The sequence below is a fragment of the Micromonospora sp. USAFONa4 genome, from assembly GCF_057197825.1.
In genome coordinates, this window is record NZ_CM170072.1 from 3,445,807 (window position 1) to 3,469,128 (window position 23,322).

General features: G+C 71.9%; 26 protein-coding genes, 1 tRNA gene and 1 riboswitch. Of the genes, 14 read left to right on the forward strand and 13 right to left on the reverse strand.

Annotation, left to right across the window (positions count from 1 at the left end; genetic code table 11):
* The first annotated feature begins 122 nt into the window (after positions 1-122).
* A riboswitch (cyclic di-AMP (ydaO/yuaA leader) is annotated at positions 123-257 on the forward strand.
* Between the two features lie 12 nt (positions 258-269).
* Positions 270-1,310 carry a C40 family peptidase gene (locus AC0OO9_RS15085; protein ID WP_484517713.1) on the forward strand — a complete coding sequence of 347 codons (1,041 nt, stop codon included), beginning with the start codon at positions 270-272 and terminating at the stop codon, positions 1,308-1,310.
* A 55-nt stretch (positions 1,311-1,365) separates the two neighbouring features.
* Here the strand turns inward: AC0OO9_RS15085 and dcd are convergent, their stop codons facing one another.
* Positions 1,366-1,944: a dCTP deaminase gene (dcd, locus tag AC0OO9_RS15090; protein ID WP_121397319.1), complete on the reverse strand. Its 579-nt coding sequence runs from the start codon at positions 1,942-1,944 to the stop codon at positions 1,366-1,368.
* Between the two features lie 78 nt (positions 1,945-2,022).
* On the opposite strand from dcd, the gene AC0OO9_RS15095 reads away from it, so the two are divergent.
* Positions 2,023-2,574 carry a pyridoxamine 5'-phosphate oxidase family protein gene (locus AC0OO9_RS15095; protein ID WP_484517714.1) on the forward strand — a complete coding sequence of 184 codons (552 nt, stop codon included), beginning with the start codon at positions 2,023-2,025 and terminating at the stop codon, positions 2,572-2,574.
* A gap of 140 nt (positions 2,575-2,714) precedes the next feature.
* On the opposite strand, the gene AC0OO9_RS15100 is transcribed toward AC0OO9_RS15095, so the two are convergent.
* Positions 2,715-3,701, reverse strand: coding sequence for a zinc metalloprotease (locus tag AC0OO9_RS15100; protein WP_132235311.1), 987 nt, complete (start codon positions 3,699-3,701; stop codon positions 2,715-2,717).
* Positions 3,702-4,149: 448 nt separating this feature from the next.
* On the opposite strand from AC0OO9_RS15100, the gene AC0OO9_RS15105 reads away from it, so the two are divergent.
* Positions 4,150-4,223 (forward strand) — tRNA-Gly (locus AC0OO9_RS15105).
* Between the two features lie 100 nt (positions 4,224-4,323).
* Here AC0OO9_RS15105 and AC0OO9_RS15110 read toward each other — a convergent pair.
* The 4 genes from AC0OO9_RS15110 to AC0OO9_RS15125 all read right to left on the reverse strand — a co-directional run bounded on the left by AC0OO9_RS15110 (position 4,324) and on the right by AC0OO9_RS15125 (position 7,287).
* The gene (locus tag AC0OO9_RS15110; protein ID WP_484517715.1) at positions 4,324-5,052 is read right to left on the reverse strand and encodes an LPXTG cell wall anchor domain-containing protein; all 729 of its coding nucleotides are present in this window, start codon (positions 5,050-5,052) and stop codon (positions 4,324-4,326) included.
* A 235-nt stretch (positions 5,053-5,287) separates the two neighbouring features.
* Positions 5,288-5,437: a hypothetical protein gene (locus tag AC0OO9_RS15115; RefSeq protein WP_484517717.1), complete on the reverse strand. Its 150-nt coding sequence runs from the start codon at positions 5,435-5,437 to the stop codon at positions 5,288-5,290.
* A 284-nt stretch (positions 5,438-5,721) separates the two neighbouring features.
* Positions 5,722-6,216: a DUF1062 domain-containing protein gene (locus AC0OO9_RS15120; RefSeq protein ID WP_484517718.1), complete on the reverse strand. Its 495-nt coding sequence runs from the start codon at positions 6,214-6,216 to the stop codon at positions 5,722-5,724.
* Between the two features lie 687 nt (positions 6,217-6,903).
* Positions 6,904-7,287, reverse strand: coding sequence for a hypothetical protein (locus AC0OO9_RS15125; protein ID WP_484517720.1), 384 nt, complete (start codon positions 7,285-7,287; stop codon positions 6,904-6,906).
* 189 nt (positions 7,288-7,476) lie between these two features.
* Between AC0OO9_RS15125 and AC0OO9_RS15130 the strand changes: the two genes are divergently transcribed.
* From AC0OO9_RS15130 to AC0OO9_RS15140, 3 genes are all read left to right on the forward strand, one after another.
* On the forward strand, positions 7,477-7,632 hold the full coding sequence (locus tag AC0OO9_RS15130) for a hypothetical protein (protein ID WP_484517721.1): 156 nt from the start codon (positions 7,477-7,479) through the stop codon (positions 7,630-7,632).
* Between the two features lie 514 nt (positions 7,633-8,146).
* Positions 8,147-9,088: a hypothetical protein gene (locus AC0OO9_RS15135; RefSeq protein ID WP_484517723.1), complete on the forward strand. Its 942-nt coding sequence runs from the start codon at positions 8,147-8,149 to the stop codon at positions 9,086-9,088.
* Between the two features lie 146 nt (positions 9,089-9,234).
* A complete protein-coding gene (locus AC0OO9_RS15140; RefSeq protein ID WP_484517724.1) occupies positions 9,235-9,945 on the forward strand; it encodes an SAM-dependent methyltransferase in 711 nt (236 codons plus the stop codon).
* A 200-nt stretch (positions 9,946-10,145) separates the two neighbouring features.
* On the opposite strand, the gene AC0OO9_RS15145 is transcribed toward AC0OO9_RS15140, so the two are convergent.
* Entirely contained in the window at positions 10,146-10,661 is a 516-nt protein-coding gene (locus AC0OO9_RS15145; protein ID WP_484517725.1) for a nucleotidyltransferase domain-containing protein, read from the reverse strand.
* Positions 10,662-10,923: 262 nt separating this feature from the next.
* Here AC0OO9_RS15145 and AC0OO9_RS15150 point away from each other — a divergent pair, with 262 nt between their 5' ends.
* Complete coding sequence (locus AC0OO9_RS15150; RefSeq protein WP_484517726.1) at positions 10,924-11,703, forward strand: DUF4253 domain-containing protein; 780 nt, start codon at positions 10,924-10,926, stop codon at positions 11,701-11,703.
* Positions 11,704-11,883: 180 nt separating this feature from the next.
* Here the strand turns inward: AC0OO9_RS15150 and AC0OO9_RS15155 are convergent, their stop codons facing one another.
* A complete protein-coding gene (locus AC0OO9_RS15155) occupies positions 11,884-12,981 on the reverse strand; it encodes a hypothetical protein (RefSeq protein ID WP_484517727.1) in 1,098 nt (365 codons plus the stop codon).
* A 73-nt stretch (positions 12,982-13,054) separates the two neighbouring features.
* Positions 13,055-13,375, reverse strand: coding sequence for a PadR family transcriptional regulator (locus AC0OO9_RS15160; protein WP_484517957.1), 321 nt, complete (start codon positions 13,373-13,375; stop codon positions 13,055-13,057).
* A 106-nt stretch (positions 13,376-13,481) separates the two neighbouring features.
* Between AC0OO9_RS15160 and AC0OO9_RS15165 the strand changes: the two genes are divergently transcribed.
* Complete coding sequence (locus AC0OO9_RS15165; protein WP_484517728.1) at positions 13,482-14,363, forward strand: LLM class flavin-dependent oxidoreductase; 882 nt, start codon at positions 13,482-13,484, stop codon at positions 14,361-14,363.
* A 56-nt stretch (positions 14,364-14,419) separates the two neighbouring features.
* Here AC0OO9_RS15165 and AC0OO9_RS15170 read toward each other — a convergent pair whose 3' ends face one another.
* Entirely contained in the window at positions 14,420-14,851 is a 432-nt protein-coding gene (locus tag AC0OO9_RS15170; RefSeq protein ID WP_311410058.1) for an ASCH domain-containing protein, read from the reverse strand.
* A gap of 104 nt (positions 14,852-14,955) precedes the next feature.
* On the opposite strand from AC0OO9_RS15170, the gene AC0OO9_RS15175 reads away from it, so the two are divergent.
* A complete protein-coding gene (locus tag AC0OO9_RS15175; RefSeq protein ID WP_484517729.1) occupies positions 14,956-15,492 on the forward strand; it encodes an alpha/beta fold hydrolase in 537 nt (178 codons plus the stop codon).
* Between the two features lie 41 nt (positions 15,493-15,533).
* On the opposite strand, the gene AC0OO9_RS15180 is transcribed toward AC0OO9_RS15175, so the two are convergent.
* Positions 15,534-16,085 (reverse strand): phosphoribosyltransferase, encoded by a 552-nt coding sequence (locus tag AC0OO9_RS15180; RefSeq protein WP_484517730.1) that lies wholly within the window; start codon positions 16,083-16,085, stop codon positions 15,534-15,536.
* Between the two features lie 230 nt (positions 16,086-16,315).
* Here AC0OO9_RS15180 and AC0OO9_RS15185 point away from each other — a divergent pair, with 230 nt between their 5' ends.
* The 4 genes from AC0OO9_RS15185 to AC0OO9_RS15200 all read left to right on the forward strand — a co-directional run bounded on the left by AC0OO9_RS15185 (position 16,316) and on the right by AC0OO9_RS15200 (position 21,545).
* On the forward strand, positions 16,316-16,957 hold the full coding sequence (locus AC0OO9_RS15185) for a septal ring lytic transglycosylase RlpA family protein (RefSeq protein WP_484517731.1): 642 nt from the start codon (positions 16,316-16,318) through the stop codon (positions 16,955-16,957).
* Positions 16,958-17,057: 100 nt separating this feature from the next.
* A complete protein-coding gene (locus AC0OO9_RS15190; protein ID WP_132235288.1) occupies positions 17,058-18,185 on the forward strand; it encodes a PP2C family protein-serine/threonine phosphatase in 1,128 nt (375 codons plus the stop codon).
* A gap of 151 nt (positions 18,186-18,336) precedes the next feature.
* Positions 18,337-20,193, forward strand: a complete 1,857-nt coding sequence (locus AC0OO9_RS15195; protein ID WP_421456652.1) for an acyl-CoA dehydrogenase — start codon at positions 18,337-18,339, stop codon at positions 20,191-20,193.
* 1,082 nt (positions 20,194-21,275) lie between these two features.
* Positions 21,276-21,545 carry a DUF6458 family protein gene (locus AC0OO9_RS15200; RefSeq protein WP_013730795.1) on the forward strand — a complete coding sequence of 90 codons (270 nt, stop codon included), beginning with the start codon at positions 21,276-21,278 and terminating at the stop codon, positions 21,543-21,545.
* Positions 21,546-21,637: 92 nt separating this feature from the next.
* On the opposite strand, the gene AC0OO9_RS15205 is transcribed toward AC0OO9_RS15200, so the two are convergent.
* Positions 21,638-22,177, reverse strand: a complete 540-nt coding sequence (locus AC0OO9_RS15205; RefSeq protein ID WP_484517733.1) for a SixA phosphatase family protein — start codon at positions 22,175-22,177, stop codon at positions 21,638-21,640.
* A 115-nt stretch (positions 22,178-22,292) separates the two neighbouring features.
* On the opposite strand from AC0OO9_RS15205, the gene AC0OO9_RS15210 reads away from it, so the two are divergent.
* Positions 22,293-22,577 carry a DUF6458 family protein gene (locus tag AC0OO9_RS15210; protein ID WP_132235282.1) on the forward strand — a complete coding sequence of 95 codons (285 nt, stop codon included), beginning with the start codon at positions 22,293-22,295 and terminating at the stop codon, positions 22,575-22,577.
* Between the two features lie 66 nt (positions 22,578-22,643).
* Here AC0OO9_RS15210 and trhA read toward each other — a convergent pair whose 3' ends face one another.
* Positions 22,644-23,321 carry a PAQR family membrane homeostasis protein TrhA gene (gene trhA, locus AC0OO9_RS15215; protein ID WP_421456657.1) on the reverse strand — a complete coding sequence of 226 codons (678 nt, stop codon included), beginning with the start codon at positions 23,319-23,321 and terminating at the stop codon, positions 22,644-22,646.
* Position 23,322: the final 1 nt, after the last annotated feature.

Genomic DNA, 23,322 nt, shown 5'->3' on the forward strand with positions numbered 1-23,322 from the left:
CGGATCCGCCCGACCCGGACGGGTACGGAGTGTCACCGCCCGTAGGGTTGCGGATCGATAACGGTCGTCTCTACTCTGGTCCTTCGTCGGCCGGTGACATTCCGTCCAACCAGGGCGGTGACGGTCCGACACCGCCGAGTCGCTCCCGAGCGAGCCGGGGACCCAGGTTCCCCGGGGTGAATCCGCAGTCCCTGCGGTAGGGCGCCCCTTCCCGCCCGAACCCGTCAGCTAACCCGGTAGGCGGTACGGAAGAAGGAGCACGAAGCCCGGTGGCACACCATGCCCCGCGGCCACCGTCGGCCCGGTCGGCCCTCGCCGACCCGGTGACGGCTGCGCCGCGCCCACGCTGGTACCGCTGCACCACCGCCCTCGCCGCCCTGGCCGCGTTCGCCGTCGTCCTGACCGGCGGCGCCACGGCGGCCCACGCCGAACCGACGGTCGCCGAGATCGAGCGGCAGATCGACGAGGACTGGAACAAGCTCGAACCGATCATCGAACGGCACAACGCCACCCGCCAGGACCTCGCCGCCAGGCGGAAGCAGGCCGACGCGCTCGCCGCGCAGATCGGGCCGCTGGAGAAGCAGGTCGACCAGGCGATGGAGAAGGTCGGCGCGCTGGCGGCCCGCGCCTACAAGGGCGAGAACGTCTCCGCCGTCAACGCCCTGCTGGGCAGCCGCTCACCGAGCGAGATGATCGGGCAGCTCGAACTGCTCGACCAGTTCGCCCAACACCAGCAGCGGGACGTGCGGCAGGTCGCCGAGCTGCGCGACCGGTTGGCCGCCAGGAAGGCACCGCTGGACGGGATGGTCGTCCAGCTCAGCCGCACCGAGGCCCAGCTCGCGGCGAAGAAGAAGCAGATCAACGCCGAGATCGACCGGTTGCAGAAGCTGCGGCTGCGGGTCTACGGCAACGGCGGCGGCGGACCGCTGCGTCCCGCCCCCTGCCCGGCCGGCTATCCCGGCGGCCCGGCCGGCACCGCCGTGAAGTTCGCCTGCGCGCAGATCGGCAAGCCCTACGTCTGGGGCGCCGAGGGGCCGAACTCGTACGACTGCTCCGGCCTGATGCTCGCCGCCTGGGCGAAGGCGGGGGTGTCGCTGCCGCACAACGCCGCACAGCAGCGCCGGGCCACCGCGTCCGTCAGCCGGGGAGAGCTGCGCCCGGGCGACCTCGTCTTCTACTACAGCGACCTGCACCACGTCGGCATGTACGTCGGCGGGGGCTGGGTGGTGCACGCCTCCCGCGCCGGGGTGCCGATCAAGATGAAGAAGGTCGACGACGGCCCGATCCACAGCTACGGCCGCCCCGGCTGAGTCGCGCGGAGGGCCCCCGCCCGGCGGGGGCCCTCCGCGTGCCCACGGGGTCGGGTCAGCGCGTCGGCCAGGTGCGCCAGTGCTGCCAGGAGCGGCTCGGGGTCGGTCCGCGCTGCCCCTGGTAGCGCGAGCCGTAGACGGCCGAGCCGTACGGGTGCTGCGCCGGCGACGAGAGCCGGAAGATGCAGAGCTGACCGATCTTCATGCCCGGCCAGAGGGTGATCGGCAGGTTGGCCACGTTGGACAGTTCGAGGGTCACGTGCCCGGAGAAGCCCGGGTCGATGAAGCCCGCCGTGGAGTGGGTGAGCAGGCCCAGCCGGCCCAGTGAGCTCTTCCCCTCCAGGCGTCCGGCGAGCTGGTCGCCGAGCGTGATCACCTCCAGCGTCGAGGCGAGCACGAACTCGCCCGGATGCAGCACGTACGGCTCGCCCTCCGGCACCTCGACCATCGACGTGAGGTCGTCCTGCTGCTGCGCGGGGTCGATGTGGGTGTAGAGGTGGTTGTTGAAGACCCGGAAGAGCTTGTCCAGGCGTACGTCGATGCTGGACGGTTGCACCAGCGCGGGCTCGAACGGCTCCAGCGCGAGCGTTCCCGCCTCGATCTCGGAGGCCAGGTCGCGGTCGGAGAGCAGCATCCGCACACCTTAGCGACCGACACGCGTGACCTGCGTGTCGGAGTGCATCTTCGTACAATTGTTCGATAGAATGCCGGCATGGCTTCCTGGTCCGAATTCGCCGCCGACGAGCCCCGCCTCGCCGACGGGATCCGCCTCCTCATGCAGCAGTACGGGCCGGGCTTCGGCTACCTGGCCACCGTCCGCGCCGACGGCGGCCCCCGGGTGCACCCGGTCTCCCCGGTGATCACCGACGAGGGGCTCTTCTGCTTCGTCGTCGACTCGCCCAAGCGGCGCGACCTGGAGCGCGACGGCCGCTACGCGCTGCATTCGTTCCCGCCGGAGGAGAGCGACGACGAAGCCTACGTCGCCGGCCACGCCCGGCCGGTGACCGACCCGGCGCGGGTGGCCCGGCTGGCCCGCAGCCACCGGGCCGCGCCGCAGGTCGACTGGCGGGTCTTCGAGTTCACCGTCGACGTGGCGATGCTGGCCCGCCGCGAGTCCGGCGTCGCGGGCGGCGCCAGCGAGTGGCACGGCCGGCCCGCCGTCCAGGTGTGGCTCGACCCCCACGCGGCCGCCGCCGGCACCGCGCTGGTGCCCGAGACCCGGCCGGGGCGCGTCGGCGACCACGCCGCCCGCCCCGCCGCCTGAGACGCGGTGCGGCGCCCCGGGCCGTCCCCCTCCGGGGCGTCGCACCGTGACCACCGCCCGACCCCCGCGTGCCCGGCCGCGCAGACGCCGGTGCCGGCCCCGTCGAGCGAGGCCGGCACCGGTCGAGTCGTACGGCGCAACTACGCCGCGCGGTACGCGTTCCAGGCGGTCAGCATGCGGCTGGCCTGCCCGGCGGTGAACTGGTACATGCAGGAGTCGTAGCTGTAGTCCATGAAGTTGGTGATCGGGTCGACGCCGGGGGCGGTGCAGGTGTCCCGCCCGGTCGGGCAGCCGGAGGCCGGCGACGCCTCGGCAGCGGTGTCGCTGACGCTGTCGCCCGAGCCGGAGCAGCCGCCCTGGAAGGTGTGGTAGAGGTTCAGCCAGTGGCCGACCTCGTGGGTGCCCGTGTCGCCCTGGTTGTAGTTGGTGGCGGTGCCGCCCGGCAGCGACTCGCTCAGCACGACGACGCCGTCCATGCTGCTGAGCTTCCGGGTCGGGAAGGTCGCCCAGCCGAGCAGGCTGTCGCTCAGCTCGCCCAGGTAGATGTTGAGGGTGTTCTTGCCACCCGTACGCAGCGAGGTCTTCATCGACCGCTCCGCCGAGGAGCCCTGCACGATCGGGTACCAGGACGGGTTCGTCACCCGGTTGATCTTCTGGAGCTGGAAGCTGAACGCGGTGGACGCGCCGCCGGTCGCCCCGCTGAACGACTGGTTCAGCACGTTGATCTGCGAGTTGACCATCGAGTCGGGGATGTTGCCGCCGGCCCGGGTGCTGTTCTCCTGGATCACGTGCACCACCACCGGGATGGTGACGGCGGCCGCCATCGTGGAGGCCCCGGCGCCGGTACGGAACCGGGCCCGCTCACGCAGCGCGGCGGCCATGTCGGCCTCGCGCTCGCGGGTCTCCGCGAGGGTCAGCTCGTTCGGCTCGTGCTTGGCGCCGCTGCCCGGCTTGACGCGGGCGTCCGAGTGGACGTCGGCCGGCTCTACGCAGACCTCGGTCGGGGCGGCGGAGAAGGCCGAAGCGGCCGGTACGACACCCACGGCGGCGGTGCTGAGCAGCAGCGCGAGGGTCGTCGACGCGACGCCGGCCGTACGCCGGGTCAGCAGGTTGGGACGGAGTCCCATGGGCCCACCTCTTTCTGGCGGCGCGACAGGGGGTATGTCACGCCGTGACTGGAACGTTGGGCAGACGTTACAACCCATCGATTGATTTGAGAATGGCCATATGTTGCCGCGGTGGAGATTTTCCTGGCAGCGGCTGGACGCGCATCGACGTTGCTTGACGCGGGACACGGCTCGCCGCCTCGATCCGGACCACGACGCGCGGATCGGGCACGTCGTGCCACGCGGCTCGTGGCGGACGGTGGCGTGACTGGGGTGGCGGCGTGGCGGGCGCGGCGTGGCGCGGCGGGCGGCGGCGTGGCGGCGGTGGCGCGGCGGCGGTGGCGCGGCGCGATCTTGGCGAGTTCAGGCCCCTGTGGGGGCCGTTGGCTGCCAAGATCGCGGCACCGGGTGGTGTCGGAGGGGTACCTGGGTGCAGCGTCGTGACGACTCAGGTACAGTGGTGCCGCCTGCGGGTGTAGTTCAATGGCAGAACATCAGCTTCCCAAGCTGACAGTGCGGGTTCGATTCCCGTCACCCGCTCCACGTGCAAGGCCCTGGTCAGGACGCAGATCCCGACCAGGGCCTTCGACGTTTGCCTGCGCGCCCAACCCGACGAAGCATCGAGCTGGGCGCGTCGAGCGAGTTATGCCGCGAAGCGGGAACGGCGTCGGCGTCCGATCAGGTAGCCAGCGCCGCCGAGGAGCAGGAGCGTACCGCCAATGCCGGCCACGGTCGCGGTGTCGGCACCGGTCACGGGCAGCCCACCGCCCTCGCCGCCGGGGGCGCCCAGGCTGGAGGAGGGGGCAGGGGTCGGTGCAACGGTCGTCGTGGCGCTGGGCGTGGCGCTCGGTGCCGGTGTGGGCTGAGACGTTGCCGTCGGTGTGGGCTGAGGCGCGCAGTCAATCGCACGTGCGGAGTGCAGGCCGTTGTTCAGGTAAGCCAGGTAGGCATCGACGGACCCGTCGTCGAGCACCTTCTGCGCGGTCGCCCTCACGTTGGCGCCAGCGCCCGTCAACGTCCGGACCACCGTGATCCGCAGACTCGTTGACCAGGCGTTCTGCACGTCCGCCTTGAGGAATGCACGCAGATCATCCGCGGTGCCGTCCAGCCGCTCCTGCATCACCCGTGGCAGAACGGGCAACGAATCGGCGTTAGCTGCGGCCAGGATCTGATTGGCCAAGACCCGCACCTCTACATCGGTGGCGGTATCGAGGTCGATGGTGACAAGCTCGCGGATATCCTTGTACACCTTGCGCTCGACCGTCTGGCAGGCCTCGTTCAGACCGGGCGATTCGGTTTGAGCCACCGCCGGCGCTGCCGGAATCATAAAGGCCAGCGCCATTAGGACGCCGGCCGGCATCTTCCATTTCAAGTGGGTCTTCCTCCCCCGTTTCAGGCCAAACATGGAGATACTACCCTCAGTGGACGGAAGAGCAAGAAGGGATTGATGTCGTCGATGGCGCCCAGGGCTTCCGATCGGAGGGAGGCCTCGACGCCCGAGGACGGCTGACATCCTGGACTGCGCAATGAGCGCCTGTACGACCTCCAGATAGTTCCCGCCGAGGCGTTGCGTTCCCGTTCGAGCGGGAGCCGAGGTTCAACGGCGGTCAGTTCCTGGAAGTGCCCGCCGGCATCAACAGCATCACCGGAACGAACCGCCGGCGGTCCAGGACGTCACCGAGCGGTACGAGCAGCAGCAGGCCGACGGCGTACCCGATCCGCGTCGCGGTGACGAGCCAGCCGGCCGCCGCGGTCACGGCGCAGGTCGCCTGCAATGAAGCCGAGTAGCGGCTGCGCCCAGTACAGGTTGCCGATGGCCATTCCCGCCGCCAACGCGAACAGGAACGTAAACCGACGGCTCATCTCCGGCGGCGGGTGCCCTGCGGGGTGCAGCCACCCTGCCACGCTAAGGCGCGGGGACCCAGCGAGGGCCTGAACGTGGCAGGGGGACATGGGCGACAGCCCATGTCCCCCTACCAATTCTCGCTGTATGCGTATGTGGCGTGGTAGCGGCCGTGACTCGCACCGCAGGGAGTGCAAATCAGTTCATCGAGTCGCTCATCATCACGACAAAAGTGAATCCGGTGCTCGTCGGACGACGCAGGGAAATGTCACACTTGATCCGGCGCAGTACCTCGTTTCTGCTGAGGCGGAGCCCTTGCGCGATGAGCCGCTCCGGGCGGACCGGCACCGGATCCTGGAAGTCGACCTCCACCTGCAGGGGCCACGCCTCGTCGAGCTGTGCCGGCGGGGTGTCCAGATGCCAGGCCCCCTGCCAGTCCAGGGTGTACCGGTTGCGCCGGGCGAGCAGCGGATCCAGCAGCGTGGCCGCCACGAGCTCCGGATCGTTGGCGTGGTAGCCGTCGAGTAACGCCGGATCGAGGGATCTGACCGACGCTCGCTCGTGCACGGTGAGTTTGCTCGTTCGATTGCAGGACACGCACCGGACCAGCAGCCACACGTCCAGCAGCTTGCCGTTGGCGTTGACGCGGAACCTGCCCTCGCCGGTGGTGGCCGACTCCGACCGGCAGTCCACGCACCGCAACGACAGCAGAGGAAGCCTGGTCCGGCGAACGATCCAGGGCAGCACGATATGAGGTTGTGAAGACATGACGATCTCTCTGAAGACCTGACACGAGGCCGATTGCGCGCGGCCTCAAACGCTGCATGAACGGGCGCACGAGGGCAGCCCGACAGAACCGACGGGAGGGTCGGCCTGTAGATGCGCGGAGGAAGGCGTCAGGTCTAAAGAGCGGGCGGGGTCACGCTGGTTGTCCTCTGTCCTCGCTGCGACGGGCATCGGCAACCTACGGGAACGCCGAAGTAGGGCTCAAACGGTTTTCCGGCTCGAAGAGCGATCCGCCTGCGCGGGATGTCCCTATCAGCGGTCCGCGACGCCACCCCAACTGCCCGTCGCGTCCGCATCGGCTAGAGACCGGCGATCGGGACCAGGCTGTGACGACCGCGTGCCATCAGCCCCGGGCATTGCCGACGCGCCTGCGACCTCCGGTCGGCATCGGACGGTCCACGACTGCCCGGCGAGGAGATCTGATGGGACGCGCCAACTGGCAAGCCGAGCGCCAGGCTGATTCCGATGGGCCGACTGCGGATCGGTAGCCAGAGGGCTGAGCGGTCATGGGCGGGCCACAACCAGACCGGCCACCGGTCGCAGGCGTTCCGAGCAACACGGCCGGTGGGCCGCCCCTTCACGCGGACGGCACGGTCACCGCTTGCCGCCGGCCGGAAAGGGAAAGGTCCGCCGGCGGCGACGGTGCTGCCGCAGCGCTTCGCCGAGAAACAGGGCTCCCAGGAACAGTTCCGGCCAGACGCTCCCTTCCGGTGCGAACGCACGGGCGTCCTTTGCCCAGTTCGACTCTCGAAGGTGAACCACCGTCATCGTTTCGCCGACCTCGGGAGTTCCCTTCCAGGCCCAGAGATTTGTCTCCTTCCCTGAACTGACCCGTACCCGCACGAAGTCGCTACGACCGCCGAGCCGCCCGTCCACGACCTCGGCCTGACTGGTGACACCATTCGCGTTGAGGTAGAGCCCTTGACCGACGGTGAACAGGGCGAAGAACAGCAGGAGTACGCCGGCGGCCGCTGCCAATCCCGTACGCCATCTGCCTGGGCTGGGGGGCGGAGCCATGATCGGCTCGTAGCGGGGACGGGGAGGGGGCATGCGATGAGCATGCCAGGCAACAGCGGAGCGAACCGCGGCCGTCAGGGCACGCAATCACCTTGCGGCCTCGTTACACGGACGCTCCTCGGCCCTCTCCGGGTCTGACATGATCGCGCCGTGCCCGACTCCGAGCCGCCGAGGCCAGTTCGCCCGCTGGAGCCGTCTCCGCCGACGGCGCGCACCGAGCTGTCCATGCTGCTCGTGCTGCTGCTCACCTCGGTCGTGCTACTGGCGCTCTGTTGCGGCTGTGCTGCCTTCTGGCTGTACAACTGACCGAGGTCCGGCAGCAGCAAGGCGCTTGGTTGCCGCCTCGCTGCCATTGCGGCATCAGTTCCGCTTCCGCGTTGGTGGCGGGCCGAGGCGGCAGTGACCGTTACCGGCGCGTGGGCCAGGCTGCCCAGGCCGCAGCGACGGCGCAGAGCATCAGGCAGGCGAACAGGCAACTCAGCGCGCCGCAGAGCACCGCGCCGAGGGCTCCCAGACCCTCCACGGGGCACGATCGTAGGCGCTGTGCCAGCCGTGCCCCGTACCAGCGGACGGTCACGACGCCGGACTCAACCAGACCGGGCGTCCACAGGGCGGTCCGGCCTCTGCTTCGTCGCCGCCACCCGATCCGGCCACGGCCGGGACATGGAGGAGCGGTAGGCAGGGTGGAACGGCGGCGGGGGTCGCGTACGCCCGTTTTGCCCCACGGGGCAGCGTGGCCGGAGTCGGCCTGGCTATGTTGCTCATTCAGCACGCGTCCACTACGCCGCGTGATGAACCACGGGGGAAGGTGCGTTCCAGCATGTCCATCACTCTGTCCACCGGACGCCGCGTCGCCGCGGTCGCGGTCGGCTTGGCCGTAGCCTTGGTCGGCACCACGGCCCCGGCCGCAGCCGCGCCGCAGAAGTCCAGCACCGGCACGCTGTCCATCTCGGCGCAGCAGTTGATCCTGGAGCCGACCGATCAGGGCTACGTCGGCACGCTCAACGCCACGGTCACGAACAACAGCCCGACCGCCAGCTTCTACAGCCTGTCCTTCCTCGAGCCGGCCGGAGCCGCGGAGGGCCGCGTCTATCCCGAGGACGCCTGCGTGTATACGGGTGCGGTCGGCGTCCGCACCATCCTGAACTGCGGCAGTGGGAGCGGCGAACTGGCGCCCGGCGCCAGTCGGGCGCACAGCGTCCGGTTCCATGTCCGGACGACTCCCCGGGACTACCCGATGGTCGTCGACGACAGCTGGATCGGCGTGGTGCCGAACGGCGATCAGGACCCGGTCCAGAGCGCCTCGTTCACGAGTCTCTTCCGCTCCACGAAGGGCAAGATCACCAAGCCGCAGCCGTACGTGCAGGCGACCCAGACCGACGTCTCGCTGAGCGCCAACGCGGTCAGGCTCGACCGGCTGTCCGACGGGAGCCTCCTGGGCCGCATGCCGCTGACGGTCCGGTACGGCAACGACGCGCCCTCGTTCAGGCTGAACGTCATCGCCGACCTGCCGGCCGGCGTCGTGGTGGACCACATCGAGCCGCAGGACATGCCGAGTTCCGGGGACTGGTTCACCGTGCCGGGCGGCCGGTTCGTTCCGGGCGAGGCACGCACCTTCGACGTCATCCTCACCGCGCCGGCCGGCACCCCGGCGGGCGAACTGGGCACGGGCTCGTACACGGTCCGCTCGGACTACGTCACCAGCCTGACCGACGTGACCCCGGCGGACGACACCACCTCGTTCACCATCACGGCCAGCTGAACTCGGTCGCCGCGCGAGGGCCCGGAGCCACTGCGGTTCCGGGCCCTTCGGCGTCCCCGGTGGGCGTTTGCCGACCAGGACGGGAGCCCCGACCGTCGATTTTGCGACGCCCCTCGGTCACGGGCCCACTGTCGTACCGTGTGCCGGTGAACAGCGAGGATCGCAGTACCTACCTGGCCGCCGCCGCGGCCAACCTGACCTTCAACTCGCCGCTCGGCGAGGAGCGGGTGGCGGACCTGGCCCGGCGGCTGACCCCCACCGGGCCGGGCTGGCGGGCCCTGGACCTGGGCTGCGGCAACGGTGAGCTGCTCCTGCGGCTGTGCGAGGTTCACGGCATCGCCGGCGACGGCGTGGAACGCCACGCCGACGACTGTCAACGGGCCCGGCGACGCGCGACGGAACGGGGAGCCGCTGAGCGGGTCACGTTCCACGGCGCGGACGCGGCCACCTGGGACCGGCCCGCCCACCTCGTCGTCAACGTCGGGGCCGGCCAGATCTGGGGCGACGCCGCGCGGGCCCTCGCCGCGCTGCACCGGCTCACCCTGCCCGGCGGCAGGCTGCTGTTCGCTGACGGCTTCTACCAGGCCAGCCCCGGCGCGCAGGTCCGCGAGATCTTCGGCGACCTGCCCGATCTGGCTGGCCTGGCCCAACTCGCCGTGGACGCCGGGTTCCGACCGCTGCACGTCGCCGTGTCCACCCTCGCCGAGTGGGACGACTTCGAGTCCGACTGGCGCGCGGGCATCGAGCGCCTCGGCACGCCGGAGGCGCGCGCGTTCGCCGACGAGCGGCGCGTCGAATACCTCACCAGCTACCGCGACGTCGTCGGCTTCGGCTGGCTGATCCTGACACCGGCCTGACCGCCTGACCGCCGGGTCGCCGGGTCGCTGGGCCGCCGGGCCGCTGGGCCGCTGCGCAGCGGGGATGTTCCTCGGGCGTGGGGCGGCGGCCGGGCTGAAGCCGTACCGGCCAGCCCGACGACGGGGCGCGGGCAGGTAGGGCCGCCGGTGAACCAGTCCGGACGGTTCCGGTGAAGCCCAGGTCCGCAGGGACCGCCGGCTCAGGGTCTCCGCTCGTCGCCGGGCGCCGGGCGCGTGGCGAGACGGTGCAGCCAGGCGAGGTCGGCGCGGTCCACGTCGCGCGGTTCGTAGCCGCTGTGGAACAGCAGTTGCTGGGTGACCGAGATGCAGTCGACCCGGCGACCGGCGATGGTGCCGGTGGTGAAGCAGCCCTTCGGCCAGCGGAAGGTGCCGCCGTCGAGGCCGGCCTGGTGGCCGTCGCCTGCCTCGTCGAACGTCAGCGGATGCAGGTCGACCCGCCCCCGCCCGTCGGCGACGACCTCGACGCGGACCGGCCGCCAGTCGGTCTCGACGACGTAGCCGAGCCGGCCGAGAGCCCTCAGCGCCACGGCCTCCTGCTCGGCGGCGATGGCCAGGTCCAGGTCGCGGTGCGCGCGGGTCTGGTGCCCGACGAGCGCGTCGACGCCCCAGCCGCCGCCGATCCAGGCCCGGCACCCGACGGCGGTGAGAGCGGCCAGGACGGCGTGGACCTCGTCGGCGTTCATGTCGGCGGTCACGACCACCGTTCTAGCCCCTGTGGGCAGGGCTCGGCCACCGAAATCCACCGCCCGGCCGGACGGCGGCGAGATCGTTACCGGGGGCCAGCGGCGCGGCGGCACACCCCGATGACGCACCAGGCGTTCATGCGCCGCGTTCACGCCGGCCATCGACGGCGACCAGGCGCGCTGCCTCGGCACGGTGAGCGGTTTCGAGGCCCCGTCGGCCCGGGGCGTCGCGGGCGGGCCAGGATTGGTCGTACGGGCCGCCTACGCTCTCGCCGTGATTTCGGACCTGACCCGGTTGCCGAGTTCGCTACCGCCAGCGGCACTGCCGCCCGGCCGCACCGTCGAGCCGGAGGACGGCGGACCGCCGCCGTACTGGCTGAGCGACGCCCCGGCCGACCCGGGACTGTTCGCGCGGATGCGGTCGCGGCATCCGGAGTCCGGGCTGTGGCCGCTGCTGCTGAGCGGGTTGTCGAGCGACGAGAACCGCCCGTGGGCCGACGGCGAGGTGTCTCCGGCCGACATGTCGTCGCCGGAGCAGCACGACGTGGCGAAGGTGCTGGCCCGGTGGTGGGTCGACTGTGCGACGACCGGCGAGGACGACACGTCGGACGTCACGGCCCCGTTCGGTCGGGACTGGCCCGGCCTCGCCCTGCCCGGCGACCCGACGGAGCCGCCCGCCCAGCTCGCCGACGAGTGCGCGGAGTTCCTCGTGGACGGGCGGACGCGTCTCGGGCTCGTGCCGGCTGCCCGCAGCGCGGACACGCTCGCCGTGGTGGGCTGGTACGGCCCGGCGAACCACACCGGCGACGCCGGGGAGATCTCGGCGGTGCTACGGAGCTGGGAGGACCGGTTCGGCGTACGGGTGGTCGGCGTCGGGTTCGCCACCCTGAACCTCAGCGTCGCCGCGCCACCGACGTCGACCGGGCACGCCCTGGCGGTCGCGGCCGAGCACTTCGCCTTCTGCCCGGACAACGTCTGGCAGGGTGCCGGAACCCTGACCGCCTACGCCGAGCAGCTTCTCGGCCTGCACTCCTGGTCGTTCTGGTGGGACTGACGACGGATCGGAGCCGGTAGGACTGGCGCCGGAGAGCTCTTCGTCGGACACGCCGTCGCCCGACGCTGCCACGTCCGGCGTCGGACACGGCGCCCCCCACGCCGCCACGTCCGACGTCGGATACGGCCGCGGCCCACGCCGCCACGTCCGGCGTCGCCCCGCCGCCCGATGCTCCGGCGGTCAGCCGACGGCGGCCGTCGGCTGCGGGCTGCGCCGGGATACGGCGGCCAGCGCCAGCCCCAGCAGCGCGCTCGCCGCGCCCACCACGAACAGCAGCGAGCCCGCCGGCTGACCCAGCCACTCCCACAGCGGGTGCCACGTCGGGTGCGGCTCGGCGCGGTGATGCCGGAGCAGGCTCGGGACGGTCAGCAGTACGGGCGTCCACCAGAGGAACAGGGTGATCGCGAGCAGGACGCTGACCGCTCCCCGGGCCGGATGTCCCGCCTCTGTGCGCCGGCTGGCCCAGCCGAAGACCAGCCAGCCGAGAGCCGCTCCCAGTAGGCCACCGCCGACGCCGGCCGGCAGCACGGCCGGCGGGGCCGTCCGGCTCAGCGCCAGCGACAGGTTGCTGCCGTCGGCCGAGGGCGGGGCGGCCACCTGGAGCTGGAGGACCGTGTCGCCGCGCCGGGCGAGCACGGTGGTGTCGGTGATCGTGAGGACCTGGACGCACGTCTTGTCGACGCAGCCCGGGTTGCTGTGGACCTCCGGCTCGTACACCTGCCAGCCGGTCTCGCGCAGGCGCCGCTGCGCCAGGGCGAGCGTCTCGTCGGCGGGCATCGGGGGTGTGCCGGCCGCGCCGGCCACGACGGCGCTCTGCTGGTATTCGCCGCCGTCGCCGAGCAGCAGGTTGTCCAGCGCGCGGACGGTGAGCGGCTGGCTGTAGAAGGTGAAGAAGGCCGGCGCCAGGTCGACGTCGCCGAGGTCGTGACCGGGCAGCACGGCGGCGAAGACGGCGGCGGTCTCGGCCCGGTCGGGCTGCGGCGCGGAGGTCTCCCAGGCGGCCCGGGTGGCGAGGGCGGCGGTGAAGAGGCCGCAGACGACGGCGGTGAGGGTGGCCCAGACGCCGACCGTGCGGCTGGCCGGTCGTCCCAGCCGGCAGCGCAGGCCGTGCCGGATCAGGTTGGCGGCCTCGCGCAGCGTCGGCCGGGTGCGGTCCGGCGGTGCCGCGTCCAGCAGGACCCCGACCATCTCGTCGGCCCGGGCCCGCCGGTAGGCGCGGGGGTGGCAGAAGAGCAGCCGCCGGTAGCGGCGGGCGAGCGGGTCGCCGGTCGTCGGCATGACTGTCCTTCCGATCGGTACGCACCGGCGGGCCGGTGCCGGTGCGGCAGACGGGGGTGCGGGTGCGGGGCGGTCAGGCGGTGCCGGGGCGGAGCGTGCGCAGCCGGCTCTCGGCGGCGGCGGCGAGCTGGCGCAGCCGGGCGGTCTCGACGTCGAGGGCACGGATCCCGTCAGGGGTGAGGCGGTAGTAGCGGCGGAGCCGGCCGTCGACGGTCTCCTCGCGGTCGGGCGCGACGAGCCCCTGGGCGTGCAGCCGGTCGAGCGCGGCGTAGAGGGTGCCCGGCAGCAGGGTGACGCGCTGCGCGGACAGGGTGGTGACCTCGCGGATGATGCCGTAGCCGTGCCGGGGGCCACCGGCGAGCGCGGTGAGGATCAGGAAGGTCGGCTCTCGCATCGCGGTCACGGGCGACACCATATTCAGATCATCGATATATGGTCAAGACCCGTCCCGACCGCGACGGCCTGGCCCGCCCTTCGCCACGAGGCCTAGGCTGGCGATCATGCGGATTGGCATCGTGATCCTTCCCGACCAGCGTTGGTCCGACTCGCGTCGCCGCTGGTCGCAGGCGGACGAGTGGGGCTTCGACCACGCCTGGACGTACGACCACCTGGGCTGGCGGGACCTGGTCGACGGCCCGTGGTTCGACTCCGTGACCACGCTGACCGCCGCCGCGACGGTGACCTCCCGGATCCGGCTCGGCACGCTGGTCGCCTCGCCGAACTTCCGTCACCCGGCGGCGTTCGCCCGGCAGGTCACCGCGCTCGACGACGTCTCCGGCGGGCGGCTGCTGCTCGGCCTCGGCGCCGGCGGCATCGGCTTCGACTCGGCCGTGCTGGGCGGGGAGACGCTGCCGCCGCGCCAGCGGGTGGACCGGCTCGCCGAGTTCACCGAGCTGCTCGACCTCATCCTGCGCGAGGACGGCACGACCTGGCGCGGGGAGTGGTTCACCGCCGTGGACGCGCGGAACAACCCGGGCTGCGTACAGACGCCCCGGGTGCCGTTCGTGATGGCCGCCAACGGGCCCCGGTCGATGCGGCTGGTGGCGCGCTTCGGCCAGGGCTGGGTCACCACCGGCCCCGACGAGGACGACCTGGAGGGCTGGTGGGGCGGGGTGGCCGAGGCCGCCGCCCGGATGGACGCGACGCTCGCCGCCGCCGGCCGCGACCCGGACACCCTGGACCGCTACCTCTCGCTCGACTCCGCGCCGGTCTTCTCGCTGCGCAGCGCCGAGTTCTTCGCCGACCAGGTCGGCCGGGCCGCCGCCCTCGGCTTCACCGACGTGGTCACCCACTGGCCCCGGGCCAGCAGCTGGTACGCCGGCGACGAGGCCGTCCTCGCCGATGTCGCCACCCGCCTGCTGCCCGAGCTGCGACACGCCTGACCGGACGCCTTGCCGACGACGTCAGGCCGGCCGGTGGACGCGTCGGGCCGGCGCCCTCAGGTGCCGAGGTCTCCGGTGGTGATGCCGCCGTCGCCGCCGGAGACCAACCGGAACCGGATGCAGACGACCTCGCTGTCGTCGGTGACGGGGGTGCCCACGCGCGCCCAGTAGGCGGCGTGACCGGCGCGCCACTCCTCGATGGAACGATCCCCCTCCCCTTCGGAGCGGGCGAAGTCCCACGGCACGTCCGCGAAGCGGACCACCTCGACGCCGGTGACCTCCACGACGCCGACCAGCGCGTCCCCGTCGTCGACGAGGACCAGCCGCTCGCCGGCGTGCTCCAGCTCCTCGCCCTCCTCGGCGTACTCGGTGGTCAGCCCGGCGGTCGCCGTCTTCACCCCGGCGAGCACCAGGGCGTTGAGCCGCGTACGCAGCTCACCGGGGGTGCCGAGGGCGAGGGTGCGCAGTCCACCGATCCGAGGCCACATCCTGCCGACCGTACCGTCACCGTCGATCAACCGTCGTGGCATTTCCGCCCCCACCGTCGGTGCGGCGGGCGCTACGGTGGGTGGGGAGACGATCGGGAGGCGGCATGGCGGACAGGCGCGCGGTGCTCATCCCCGGTCGGGGCTACGACACCCGGTTCCCGCTCTTCGTCTACGCCGGCGAGGCGCTGCGTCGCGTCGGCTACGCCCTGCACGCCCTTTCGTGGGAGGTGCCGGAGCAGTTCGCCCCCGACCGCGACGGGCCGGGGCCGGCCATCGAATGGGTGGTCGGGCAGGTCGCCCCGACCCTCGCCGAGCCGACGCACCTGCTGGTCGGCAAGTCGCTCGGCTCGATGGCCACGCCGCTCGCGGCCGACCGCGGGCTGCCGGCCGTCTGGCTCACCCCGCTGCTGCACGTGCCCGCCGTGGTCGACGGCCTGCGCCGCGCCACCGCGCCGGTCCTGCTGGTGGGCGGCACGGCGGACCCGTCCTGGGACGGCCCGCTCGCCCGCCGGCTCACCCCGCACGTGGTGGAGATCGAGCAGGCCGACCACGCGCTGATGGTGCCGGGCCCGCTGGCCCGCTCGGCGGAGGCGCTCGGCCGGGTCTGCACGGCGGTCGAGGACTTCGTTCAGATCAGGTGACCGGCATCGCCGGCGGCGGCGAGCAAGAACCGAGGTTCAGGTCAAGCCGTGAGATCCGTCCCGTTCACGAGCCCCCGTACGCGCAGCTCGGTGGCGATCGCCGGGGGGCAGTCCAGCACGACCGTGGCGGTGCCGACCGGTTCCGCGCCCCGCGCGGCGCAGATCTCGTAGAGCGCGCGGACCTGTGCCCCGGTGGCCACCCAGTCGTCCACCACCAGCACCCGGTCACCCCCTTGCAGGCCGTGGTCCCGCACGGCCAGGTCGACCCGTCGGCCCCGGAAGTCCGGTGGGCTCTGCGCCCAGGTGAGCGCCCCGGCGGGGAGCCGGCCGTCGCCCGGCTTGTGCGCCGGCACGAAGCCGACGCCGAGCGCCGTCGCGGCGAGCGGACCGAGCAGGTATCCGGTGACCGCCGGCGAGACGACCACCGTCGGCCGGGCGGCCCGGAACGGCTCCACGAGGGCCGGCCCCAGCCGGGCGAGGACCTCCGGGTCCCGCCACCAGCCGGAGACATCGCTGACCAGGTGCGTGGCGCCGGGGCCGGGATCGATCCACCTGACCAGCGCGGCGAGGCGTCCGCTCAGCTCGGAGGGCATGGACCCATCCTGCGCCACCCGGTCTGGCTGGCCGCCGAGTGGGTGACCCCGACGGGACCGGGCCGGGCGGTCCGCCCCGCACCCGGGCCGCCCGGCCCACCTTGGATCGGATGATCGGGTACACGTATCACTGCAATTGCGGTCATACCACCATGATCACGTTGACTTCGGATGTGCTTCTCTCGCTACGGTCCGACCCGGTTTGTTCAGATGACGAAAGGACCGGGCCGGTGGCTGGCAGGCACTCCCGTACCCGCATGTTCTCCTCGCCGGCCGGCATCGCGGCCACCGCAGCGGTCGGGGTCGCCCTCGCCGTCGGCGGCACCGTCGGCGCCGTCCAGCTGACCTCGGACGCGGAGCCCGCCCGGCCGACCGCAGTCGACCTCGCGCCCACCGGCCTGCCGACCAGCGCGGTCCCCAGCACCCCGGCCGCCCCGCCGGCCGCCTCGCCGAGCGCCAGCGCGTCGCCGAGCGCGACCGCCGCCCCCAAGGCCAGCCGGTCCGCCCAGGCCCCCTCCCGGAGCAAGCCACGCACCGCCGCGCCGAAGCCCACCGCGACGAAGAAGAGCAGCACCGCCCGCCCGGTCGTCGACACCGGCTCGTGCGGCGCGTCGTTCTACGCCGAGGGGCAGCTCACCGCCAACGGCGAGAACTTCGATCCGTCCGCGCTGACCGCCGCCCACAAGACCCTGCCGTTCAACACGAAGGTCCGGGTCACCAACCCGGCGAACGGCAAGTCCGTGACGGTGCGTGTCAACGACCGTGGCCCGTTCATCGAGGGGCGTTGCCTCGACCTGTCCCGGGCCGCGTTCGCCCAGATCGCCTCGCTCGACGCCGGCCACGTGGAGGTCCGCTACGAGGTGCTCGGCTGAGCGTCGGCCGGGTGGCGATCGGTCCGGCGACACGGTCCGGGTGGGCAGAACATGCTCGGACGACGGGCCAGGTTCATTCACCCGCTCACGTCCATCAGGCATGCTGTCCCTCGTACGCACGCGACCCTTCCAGTCGGGCCCCGGCCCACTGAGCCCCGGATCCCGCGCCGGCCTCGGCGCGGCCTTCGTCCTGCTCGCGATCGTCTCGGCCGTGGAACTGGCCGACGGCCGTCCGGCGAACTACATCGCGCTCATGGTGGCCGCGCCGTTCCTGACCGCCGCGCTGGCGTCGTGGCGGATCGTGCTCGGCGTGGGCCTGGCCGCCACCGCCCTCGGGGCCGGCTTCGCGCTCTGGGAGGAGACCGTGGCGCTGCCCACCACGGTCGCCGTCGCGGGCATCGCGCTGGGCACCGCCATCGCGGTGGCCACGGCGGCCGTACGGCAGCGGCAGGCCGAACGGATCGCCGAGCTGTCCCGGCTGGCCTCGGTCGCCCAGCAGGCAGTGCTGCGCCCGCTCGGGCCGCAGGTCGGCACGCTCTCGGTGGCCGCCAGGTACATCTCGTCCACCGCCACCGCCGAGATCGGCGGTGACCTGTACGAGGCGGTCGACACGCCGTACGGGGTGCGGATGATCATCGGTGACGTGCGGGGCAAGGGCCTCGACGCGGTCCGGCTCGCCAGCATCGTGCTGGGTTCGTACCGGCACGTGGCGTACGAGCGGGCGGACCTGCGGGCCGTCGTGACCGACCTGGACCGGGCGGTGGCCCGGAGCGTGGGCGACGAGGACTTCGTCACCGCCGCGCTGGTCGAGGAGCGGGGCGGGACGCTCACCATCGTCAACTGCGGTCACCCGCCGCCGCTGCTGCTGCGCCGGGGCGCCGTCATCCCGCTCGAACCGCCGGCCCCCGCCCCGCCGCTGGGCTTCATGCCGGTGGTGCGCCCCAGGGTCGAGCGGCTGGAGCCCGGCGACCGGCTGCTGCTCTTCACCGACGGGCTCGGCGAGGCCCGCCGGGACGGGGAGTTCTTCCCGACCGCCGACCGGGCCTGGCGGCTGCTCGGCCACGGCACCGTCGGCGACGGGCTCGCCTCGCTGGAGACCGCCCTGGTCGAGTGGGTGCACGGTCGGCTCGACGACGACATCGCCCTGGTCCTGATGGAGTACACGGGCTCGCGCGGCGCCGCCACGGTGGCCGTCCCCAGCTGGGAAGTCGGCGCGGCCGAGAGCTGAGCCGGGGCCGCTCGGCGCCCGCTTCCGCAACCCGAACGACAAGTGTGTAATCGCCGTCACTTCGGTGATCGGCTTGTCGCTGCCTACCCATCGGTAATACAGTCTGGAGTTACTGATCGGTAACACCTGTCCGGAAGCGGGGCCAGCGAGCATGACCCACTATAAGAGCAACCTTCGGGACCTCGAGTTCAACCTCTTCGAGGTCTTCGGGGCGGACCAGGCGTTCAGCCAGGAGCCGTACACGGACCTGGACGTCGACACCGCACGCGACATCCTCGCCGAGGTCGACCGCCTCGCCCGTGAGGATCTGGCCGCCAGCTACACGGACAGCGACCGAAACCCGCCGGTCTTCGACCCGGCCACGCACACCGCGCCGCTGCCGGAGTCGTTCAAGAAGTCGTACCGGGCGTTCATGAACTCCGAGTTCTGGCGGCTGGAGCTCCCGACGGAGCTGGACGGCAGCAACGCGCCCCGGGCGCTCGTGTGGTCCCTCGCCGAGCTGATCCTCGGTGCCAACGCCGCCGTGTGGATGTACTCCTCCGGTCCGTCCTTCGCGCACGTGCTGCACGTCGAGGGCACCGAGCAGCAGAAGCGGTGGGCGAAGCTCTTCGCCGACAAGCAGTGGGGCTCCACGATGGTGCTCACCGAGCCGGACGCCGGCTCGGACGTGGGCGCCGGCCGGGCCCGCGCCATCCAGCAGCCCGACGGCTCCTGGCACATCGAGGGCGTGAAGCGCTTCATCACGTCCGCCGAGCACGACCTGAGCGACAACATCATCCACTACGTGCTGGCCCGCCCGGTCGGCGTCGAGGGCGTCGGCGGCCCCGGCACCAAGGGCCTCTCCCTCTTCGTGGTGCCGAAGTACCACTTCGACGAGAACACCGGTGAGCTGGGCGAGCGCAACGGCGTCTTCGCCACCAACGTCGAGCACAAGATGGGCCTGAAGGTCTCCAACACCTGCGAGGTGACCTTCGGCGAGCACGGCGTACCGGCCAAGGGCTGGCTGCTGGGCGAGAAGCACGAGGGCATCCGGCAGATGTTCATGATCATTGAGAACGCCCGGATGATGGTCGGCACCAAGGCCATCGCCACCCTCTCGACCGGCTACCTGAACGCCCTGGAGTACGCCAAGAGCCGGGTGCAGGGCGCCGACCTGACCCAGATGGCGGACAAGACCGCGCCGCGCGTCACGATCACCCACCACCCGGACGTCCGCCGCTCGCTGCTGCTGCAGAAGGCGTACGCCGAGGGCCTGCGCGCCCTGGTCTGCTACACCGCCACCTGGCAGGACAAGGTCGCCATCGCCGAGGCGGCGGGCGACGAGAAGGCGACCAAGCTCGCCAAGCGGGTCAACGACCTGCTCCTCCCGCTGGTCAAGGGCGTCGGCTCGGAGCGGGCGTACGAGCTGCTCGGGCACGAGTCGCTGCAGACCTTCGGTGGCTCCGGCTTCCTCCAGGACTACCCCCTGGAGCAGTACGTCCGGGATGCGAAGATCGACACCCTCTACGAGGGCACGACGGCGATCCAGAGCCTCGACCTGATCTTCCGGAAGATCGTCCGGGACAACGGCAAGGCCCTGATGGCGGTCGCCGGCGAGATCCAGGAGTTCATCGCCACCGAGGCCGGCAACGGTCAGCTCAAGGAGGAGCGGCTGGCGCTGGGCAAGGCGCTCGCCGAGATCCAGACCATGCTGGGCGTCATGACCGGCTGGCTGGGCGAGGCGCAGGGTGGCGACACCCGGGCGCTCTACAAGGTCGGCCTGAGCAGCCGCCGCTTCCTGCTGGCGATTGGCGACCTGGTCGTCGGTTGGCTGCTCCAGAAGCAGGCCGACGTGGCCCTGAAGGCCCTGGCCGGCGAGGTCTCCGCCGCCAACAAGGCGTTCTACACCGGCAAGGTGGCCGCCGCCCGGTTCTTCGCCCGCGAGGTGCTGCCCCGCATCGGCGCCGACCGGCGGATCGTCGAGAGCACCGACCTGGACGTCATGGACCTCCCGGAGGAGGCCTTCTGAGGTACGCCGTAGCGCCCCGCGGCGCGGCGGCGGGGCCGGGAACGACCCGAAGATGAGCGGCACGACGGCCGGCGGGCAACAGCTCGCCGGCCGTCGTCGTCCACCCGCCGGCCCGGAAAGCGCCCCGGACGTCGCCGGTGTCGTCGGAGGCGCGCGAATCACCCCCGAACGAGCGCTCTCGCCCCCCTCGCCTCCTCCGCCTCCTCCGCCTCCTCCGCCTCCTCCGCCCCCTTCGCCTTCTCCGCCCCTCCGCGCCCTCCGCCCCTCGCGCGAGCGCGCTCCGCGCTGCCAGCGCGCCCCCTCGCGCGAATGCGTTCCCGCTGCCTTCGGCCCTCGCGCGAGTTCTTGTTCCGCTGCCTCCGCCCCTCCGCGCGAGGCTGGTTTCGCTGCCTTTCGTCGCGAGCCTGGTTCCGCTGCCTTTCGTCGGCGGCCCGCACCCCGCGCTACGAGGGCACGTCAGGCCGCCGCCCCGCCCCGCGCCACCCCACCCAGCGCCGCGCAGGTTGATCATGAAGTTATTGCCTATGGAAAGCGCATTCCAAGGCGATAACCTCATGATCAACACCGAAAAGGGTGCGGAAAGCGCGGGCGGGGCCGGGGCCGGGGCTGGGCGGGGCCGGGCAGAGTGGGTCTGGGGTCAAGCTGATCACGCAGTGTCATCAGTCGGCCGCCTCTCCGGCTTGCCCTCTTCGCCCTTTGCTCTGCATCCACGGAGGCACCAGCAACTCTGGGTGCCTGTTGCGTCCGTGGATGCAGAGCAAAGCGTCTGCGGAGGGGTGCCCGTGGGAGCGTCAGGTCGCCCCGGATGGTCGGGTTTTAGGGCGTGATGCCCGTTTTGCGGGTAGCGCTGCCTGGTGGCCGTGGTTACGGTGAGTGGCGGCACGGACCTTGGGGTTGCTGTCACGGTTTGTAGTCGTGGCGTGCAATCGGGTCGGGTGGGAAGAACGGTGGCTGGCCCGCCGATGGGGTTTCCGCCGGCTATTTGGGGACGCCATCCGGGTAGCCGGGCGGTGTGGCGGGTAACCGTCGCGAGGTCACGTCAGAGAACGCCCAGAGCCACCGCACGGGGGAGTGCAGCGCACATGGGCATTGGTAGCGGAATCTTCCTGATCGCCATCGGCGCGATCCTGACCTTCGCCATCAGAGCCAACGTCTGGTGGGTCGACCTGCGCGCAGTCGGCTGGGTGTTCATCCTGGCCGGGCTGGGCGTCCTGCTCACCACGCTCTGGTTCTGGCAGGACCGGCGCAAGCGGGCGCGGACCCTGATCGTCGAGGAGAACCGGCTCTCGCACCCGACCGCGATGATGCCACCGCCGCCCGATCCGCCGCCGCCGACGGCGCCACCGTCCTGAGCCACCGCGCGTCCGGCGGCGCGCCACCGTCCTGAGCCACCGCGTCCGGCGGCACCATGTCCTGAGCCACCCGCCACGTACCGGCGGGTGGCTCAGCCGCGTGCGGTGTGCCGGTCGGTGATCGGTGCCCTGCTCGGGCCCAGTTCCGGCCAGTCGACATCGGGCCGGTGCACCACCACGTCGCTGGTGCGCAACCCGTCCCGGTCCGCCCGCTCCGGGTCGAGCAGCGCCGAGAGGAGCGAGATGCCCGGGTTGTGCGCGATCAGCAGCACCGTACGGGCGGTCGGGTCCACGTCCCGGACCAGCGTCAGCAGGTCCTCCGGGTGCGCCTCGTACGCGTCGGCCTCGTAGCGCACGACGGGAGCGGGGCCGGCCGAGCCGCCCTCCGGTGGGGAGCCGGTCATGCCCATCGCCACGCCGTGCCACGTCTCCCGCGTGCGCCGGGCGGCCGAGCAGATGACCACGTCCGGCAGCAGGTCGTGCTTGGCCAGCCAGGCGCCGGCCGCAGCCGCGTCGGCCTGACCCCGTACCGCCAGGGGGCGCTGCACGTCCGGCACCACCTCCCCGGGCGGCTCGGCCTTGGCGTGCCGGAGCAGCACCAGCGTGCGTCCCTGGGCGGAAGCGTCGGTCATGTCCACAGCTTGCCCGATTGGCGATCAGAGCGCCTGGGTAAGTCGATGGATGCCGCAACCTCACCGATGGCCGCGGCGGAAGGAAACGCCAGGGGACAGCCGAGGAGGCGACGAGATGGGCTTTGGTGGCAGTATCTTCCTGATCGCGTTGGGTGCGATCTTCGCGTTCGCCGTGGAAGCGGATCTGGGCTGGCTCAACCTGGCCGTGGTGGGCTGGGTGCTGATGCTCGCCGGCGTGGCCGGTCTGCTGCTCACCCTCCACTTCTGGAACTCGCGCCGTCGGGCCGTGGTCGCCCCGGTGCGCGGTGAGCGCGTGGTCGCCGAGCAGGTCGTGCCGGTGCGGGACGACCGGGTCGTGGAGGAGTACCGCGAGGTGCGCCAGCCGCGCCGCACCGTCTGACGTCACGACGGGACACCTTCTTTCCGGGGGCTCCGCCACGCGGCGGGGCCCCCGGATGCGTGTCCGTCAGGCGAAGAGGGCGAAGTAGATCGCGATGTGGTGGCAGAGCGCGGCCACGAGCGTGCAGGCGTGGAAGAACTCGTGGTGGCCGAAGACGGTGGGCCAGGGGTTGGGCCGGCGGAGCGCGTAGAAGACCGCGCCGACGCTGTAGATCGCGCCGCCCACGATGAGCAGCACCAGGGCGGTGACGCCACCCTGGTGCAGGATGTCGGGCAGCATCGCGACCGAGACCCAGCCGAGCGCCAGGTAGAGCGGCGCGGAGACCCAGCGCGGGGCGTGCGGCCAGACCAGCTTGAGCGCCACGCCGGCGAGCGCGCCGCCCCAGACCAGCGCCAGCATGATCGTGGCCGGCCGGGGTTCCAGCAGCAGTACGCAGAACGGCGTGTAGGTGCCGGCGATGAACACGAAGATCATCGAATGGTCCATCCGGCGCATGATCTGGTAGCCGCGCTCGGACCACACCCGCCGGTGGTAGAGCGCGCTCGTGCCGAAGAGCCCGCACACCGTGAGGCTGTAGATGAGGCAACTGACCAGCGGGGCCCAGCCGGGTCGGGTGGCGGCGACCGCGCTGAGCACGATGCCGCAGAGTCCTGCGACGAAGAACGCGTACGTGTGCAGCCAGCCGCGCATCCGGGGCTTACCGATGTCGACCGGCTTCAGTCGAAGCGGGGCGGGGGTGGTCACC

Bases quoted from the DNA above. Each gene is read 5' to 3' on its own strand.
- dcd (WP_121397319.1), bottom strand. From the start codon at position 1,944: ATGCTGCTCTCCGACCGCGACCTGGCCTCCGAGATCGAGGCGGGAACG.
- AC0OO9_RS15095 (WP_484517714.1), top strand. From the start codon at position 2,023: ATGGCTTCCTGGTCCGAATTCGCCGCCGACGAGCCCCGCCTCGCCGAC.
- AC0OO9_RS15100 (WP_132235311.1), bottom strand. From the start codon at position 3,701: ATGGGACTCCGTCCCAACCTGCTGACCCGGCGTACGGCCGGCGTCGCG.
- AC0OO9_RS15135 (WP_484517723.1), top strand. From the start codon at position 8,147: ATGTCCATCACTCTGTCCACCGGACGCCGCGTCGCCGCGGTCGCGGTC.
- AC0OO9_RS15155 (WP_484517727.1), bottom strand. From the start codon at position 12,981: ATGCCGACGACCGGCGACCCGCTCGCCCGCCGCTACCGGCGGCTGCTC.
- AC0OO9_RS15160 (WP_484517957.1), bottom strand. From the start codon at position 13,375: ATGCGAGAGCCGACCTTCCTGATCCTCACCGCGCTCGCCGGTGGCCCC.
- AC0OO9_RS15165 (WP_484517728.1), top strand. From the start codon at position 13,482: ATGCGGATTGGCATCGTGATCCTTCCCGACCAGCGTTGGTCCGACTCG.
- AC0OO9_RS15170 (WP_311410058.1), bottom strand. From the start codon at position 14,851: ATGTGGCCTCGGATCGGTGGACTGCGCACCCTCGCCCTCGGCACCCCC.
- AC0OO9_RS15175 (WP_484517729.1), top strand. From the start codon at position 14,956: ATGGCGGACAGGCGCGCGGTGCTCATCCCCGGTCGGGGCTACGACACC.
- AC0OO9_RS15180 (WP_484517730.1), bottom strand. From the start codon at position 16,085: ATGCCCTCCGAGCTGAGCGGACGCCTCGCCGCGCTGGTCAGGTGGATC.
- AC0OO9_RS15190 (WP_132235288.1), top strand. From the start codon at position 17,058: ATGCTGTCCCTCGTACGCACGCGACCCTTCCAGTCGGGCCCCGGCCCA.
- AC0OO9_RS15195 (WP_421456652.1), top strand. From the start codon at position 18,337: ATGACCCACTATAAGAGCAACCTTCGGGACCTCGAGTTCAACCTCTTC.
- AC0OO9_RS15200 (WP_013730795.1), top strand. From the start codon at position 21,276: ATGGGCATTGGTAGCGGAATCTTCCTGATCGCCATCGGCGCGATCCTG.
- AC0OO9_RS15205 (WP_484517733.1), bottom strand. From the start codon at position 22,177: ATGACCGACGCTTCCGCCCAGGGACGCACGCTGGTGCTGCTCCGGCAC.
- AC0OO9_RS15210 (WP_132235282.1), top strand. From the start codon at position 22,293: ATGGGCTTTGGTGGCAGTATCTTCCTGATCGCGTTGGGTGCGATCTTC.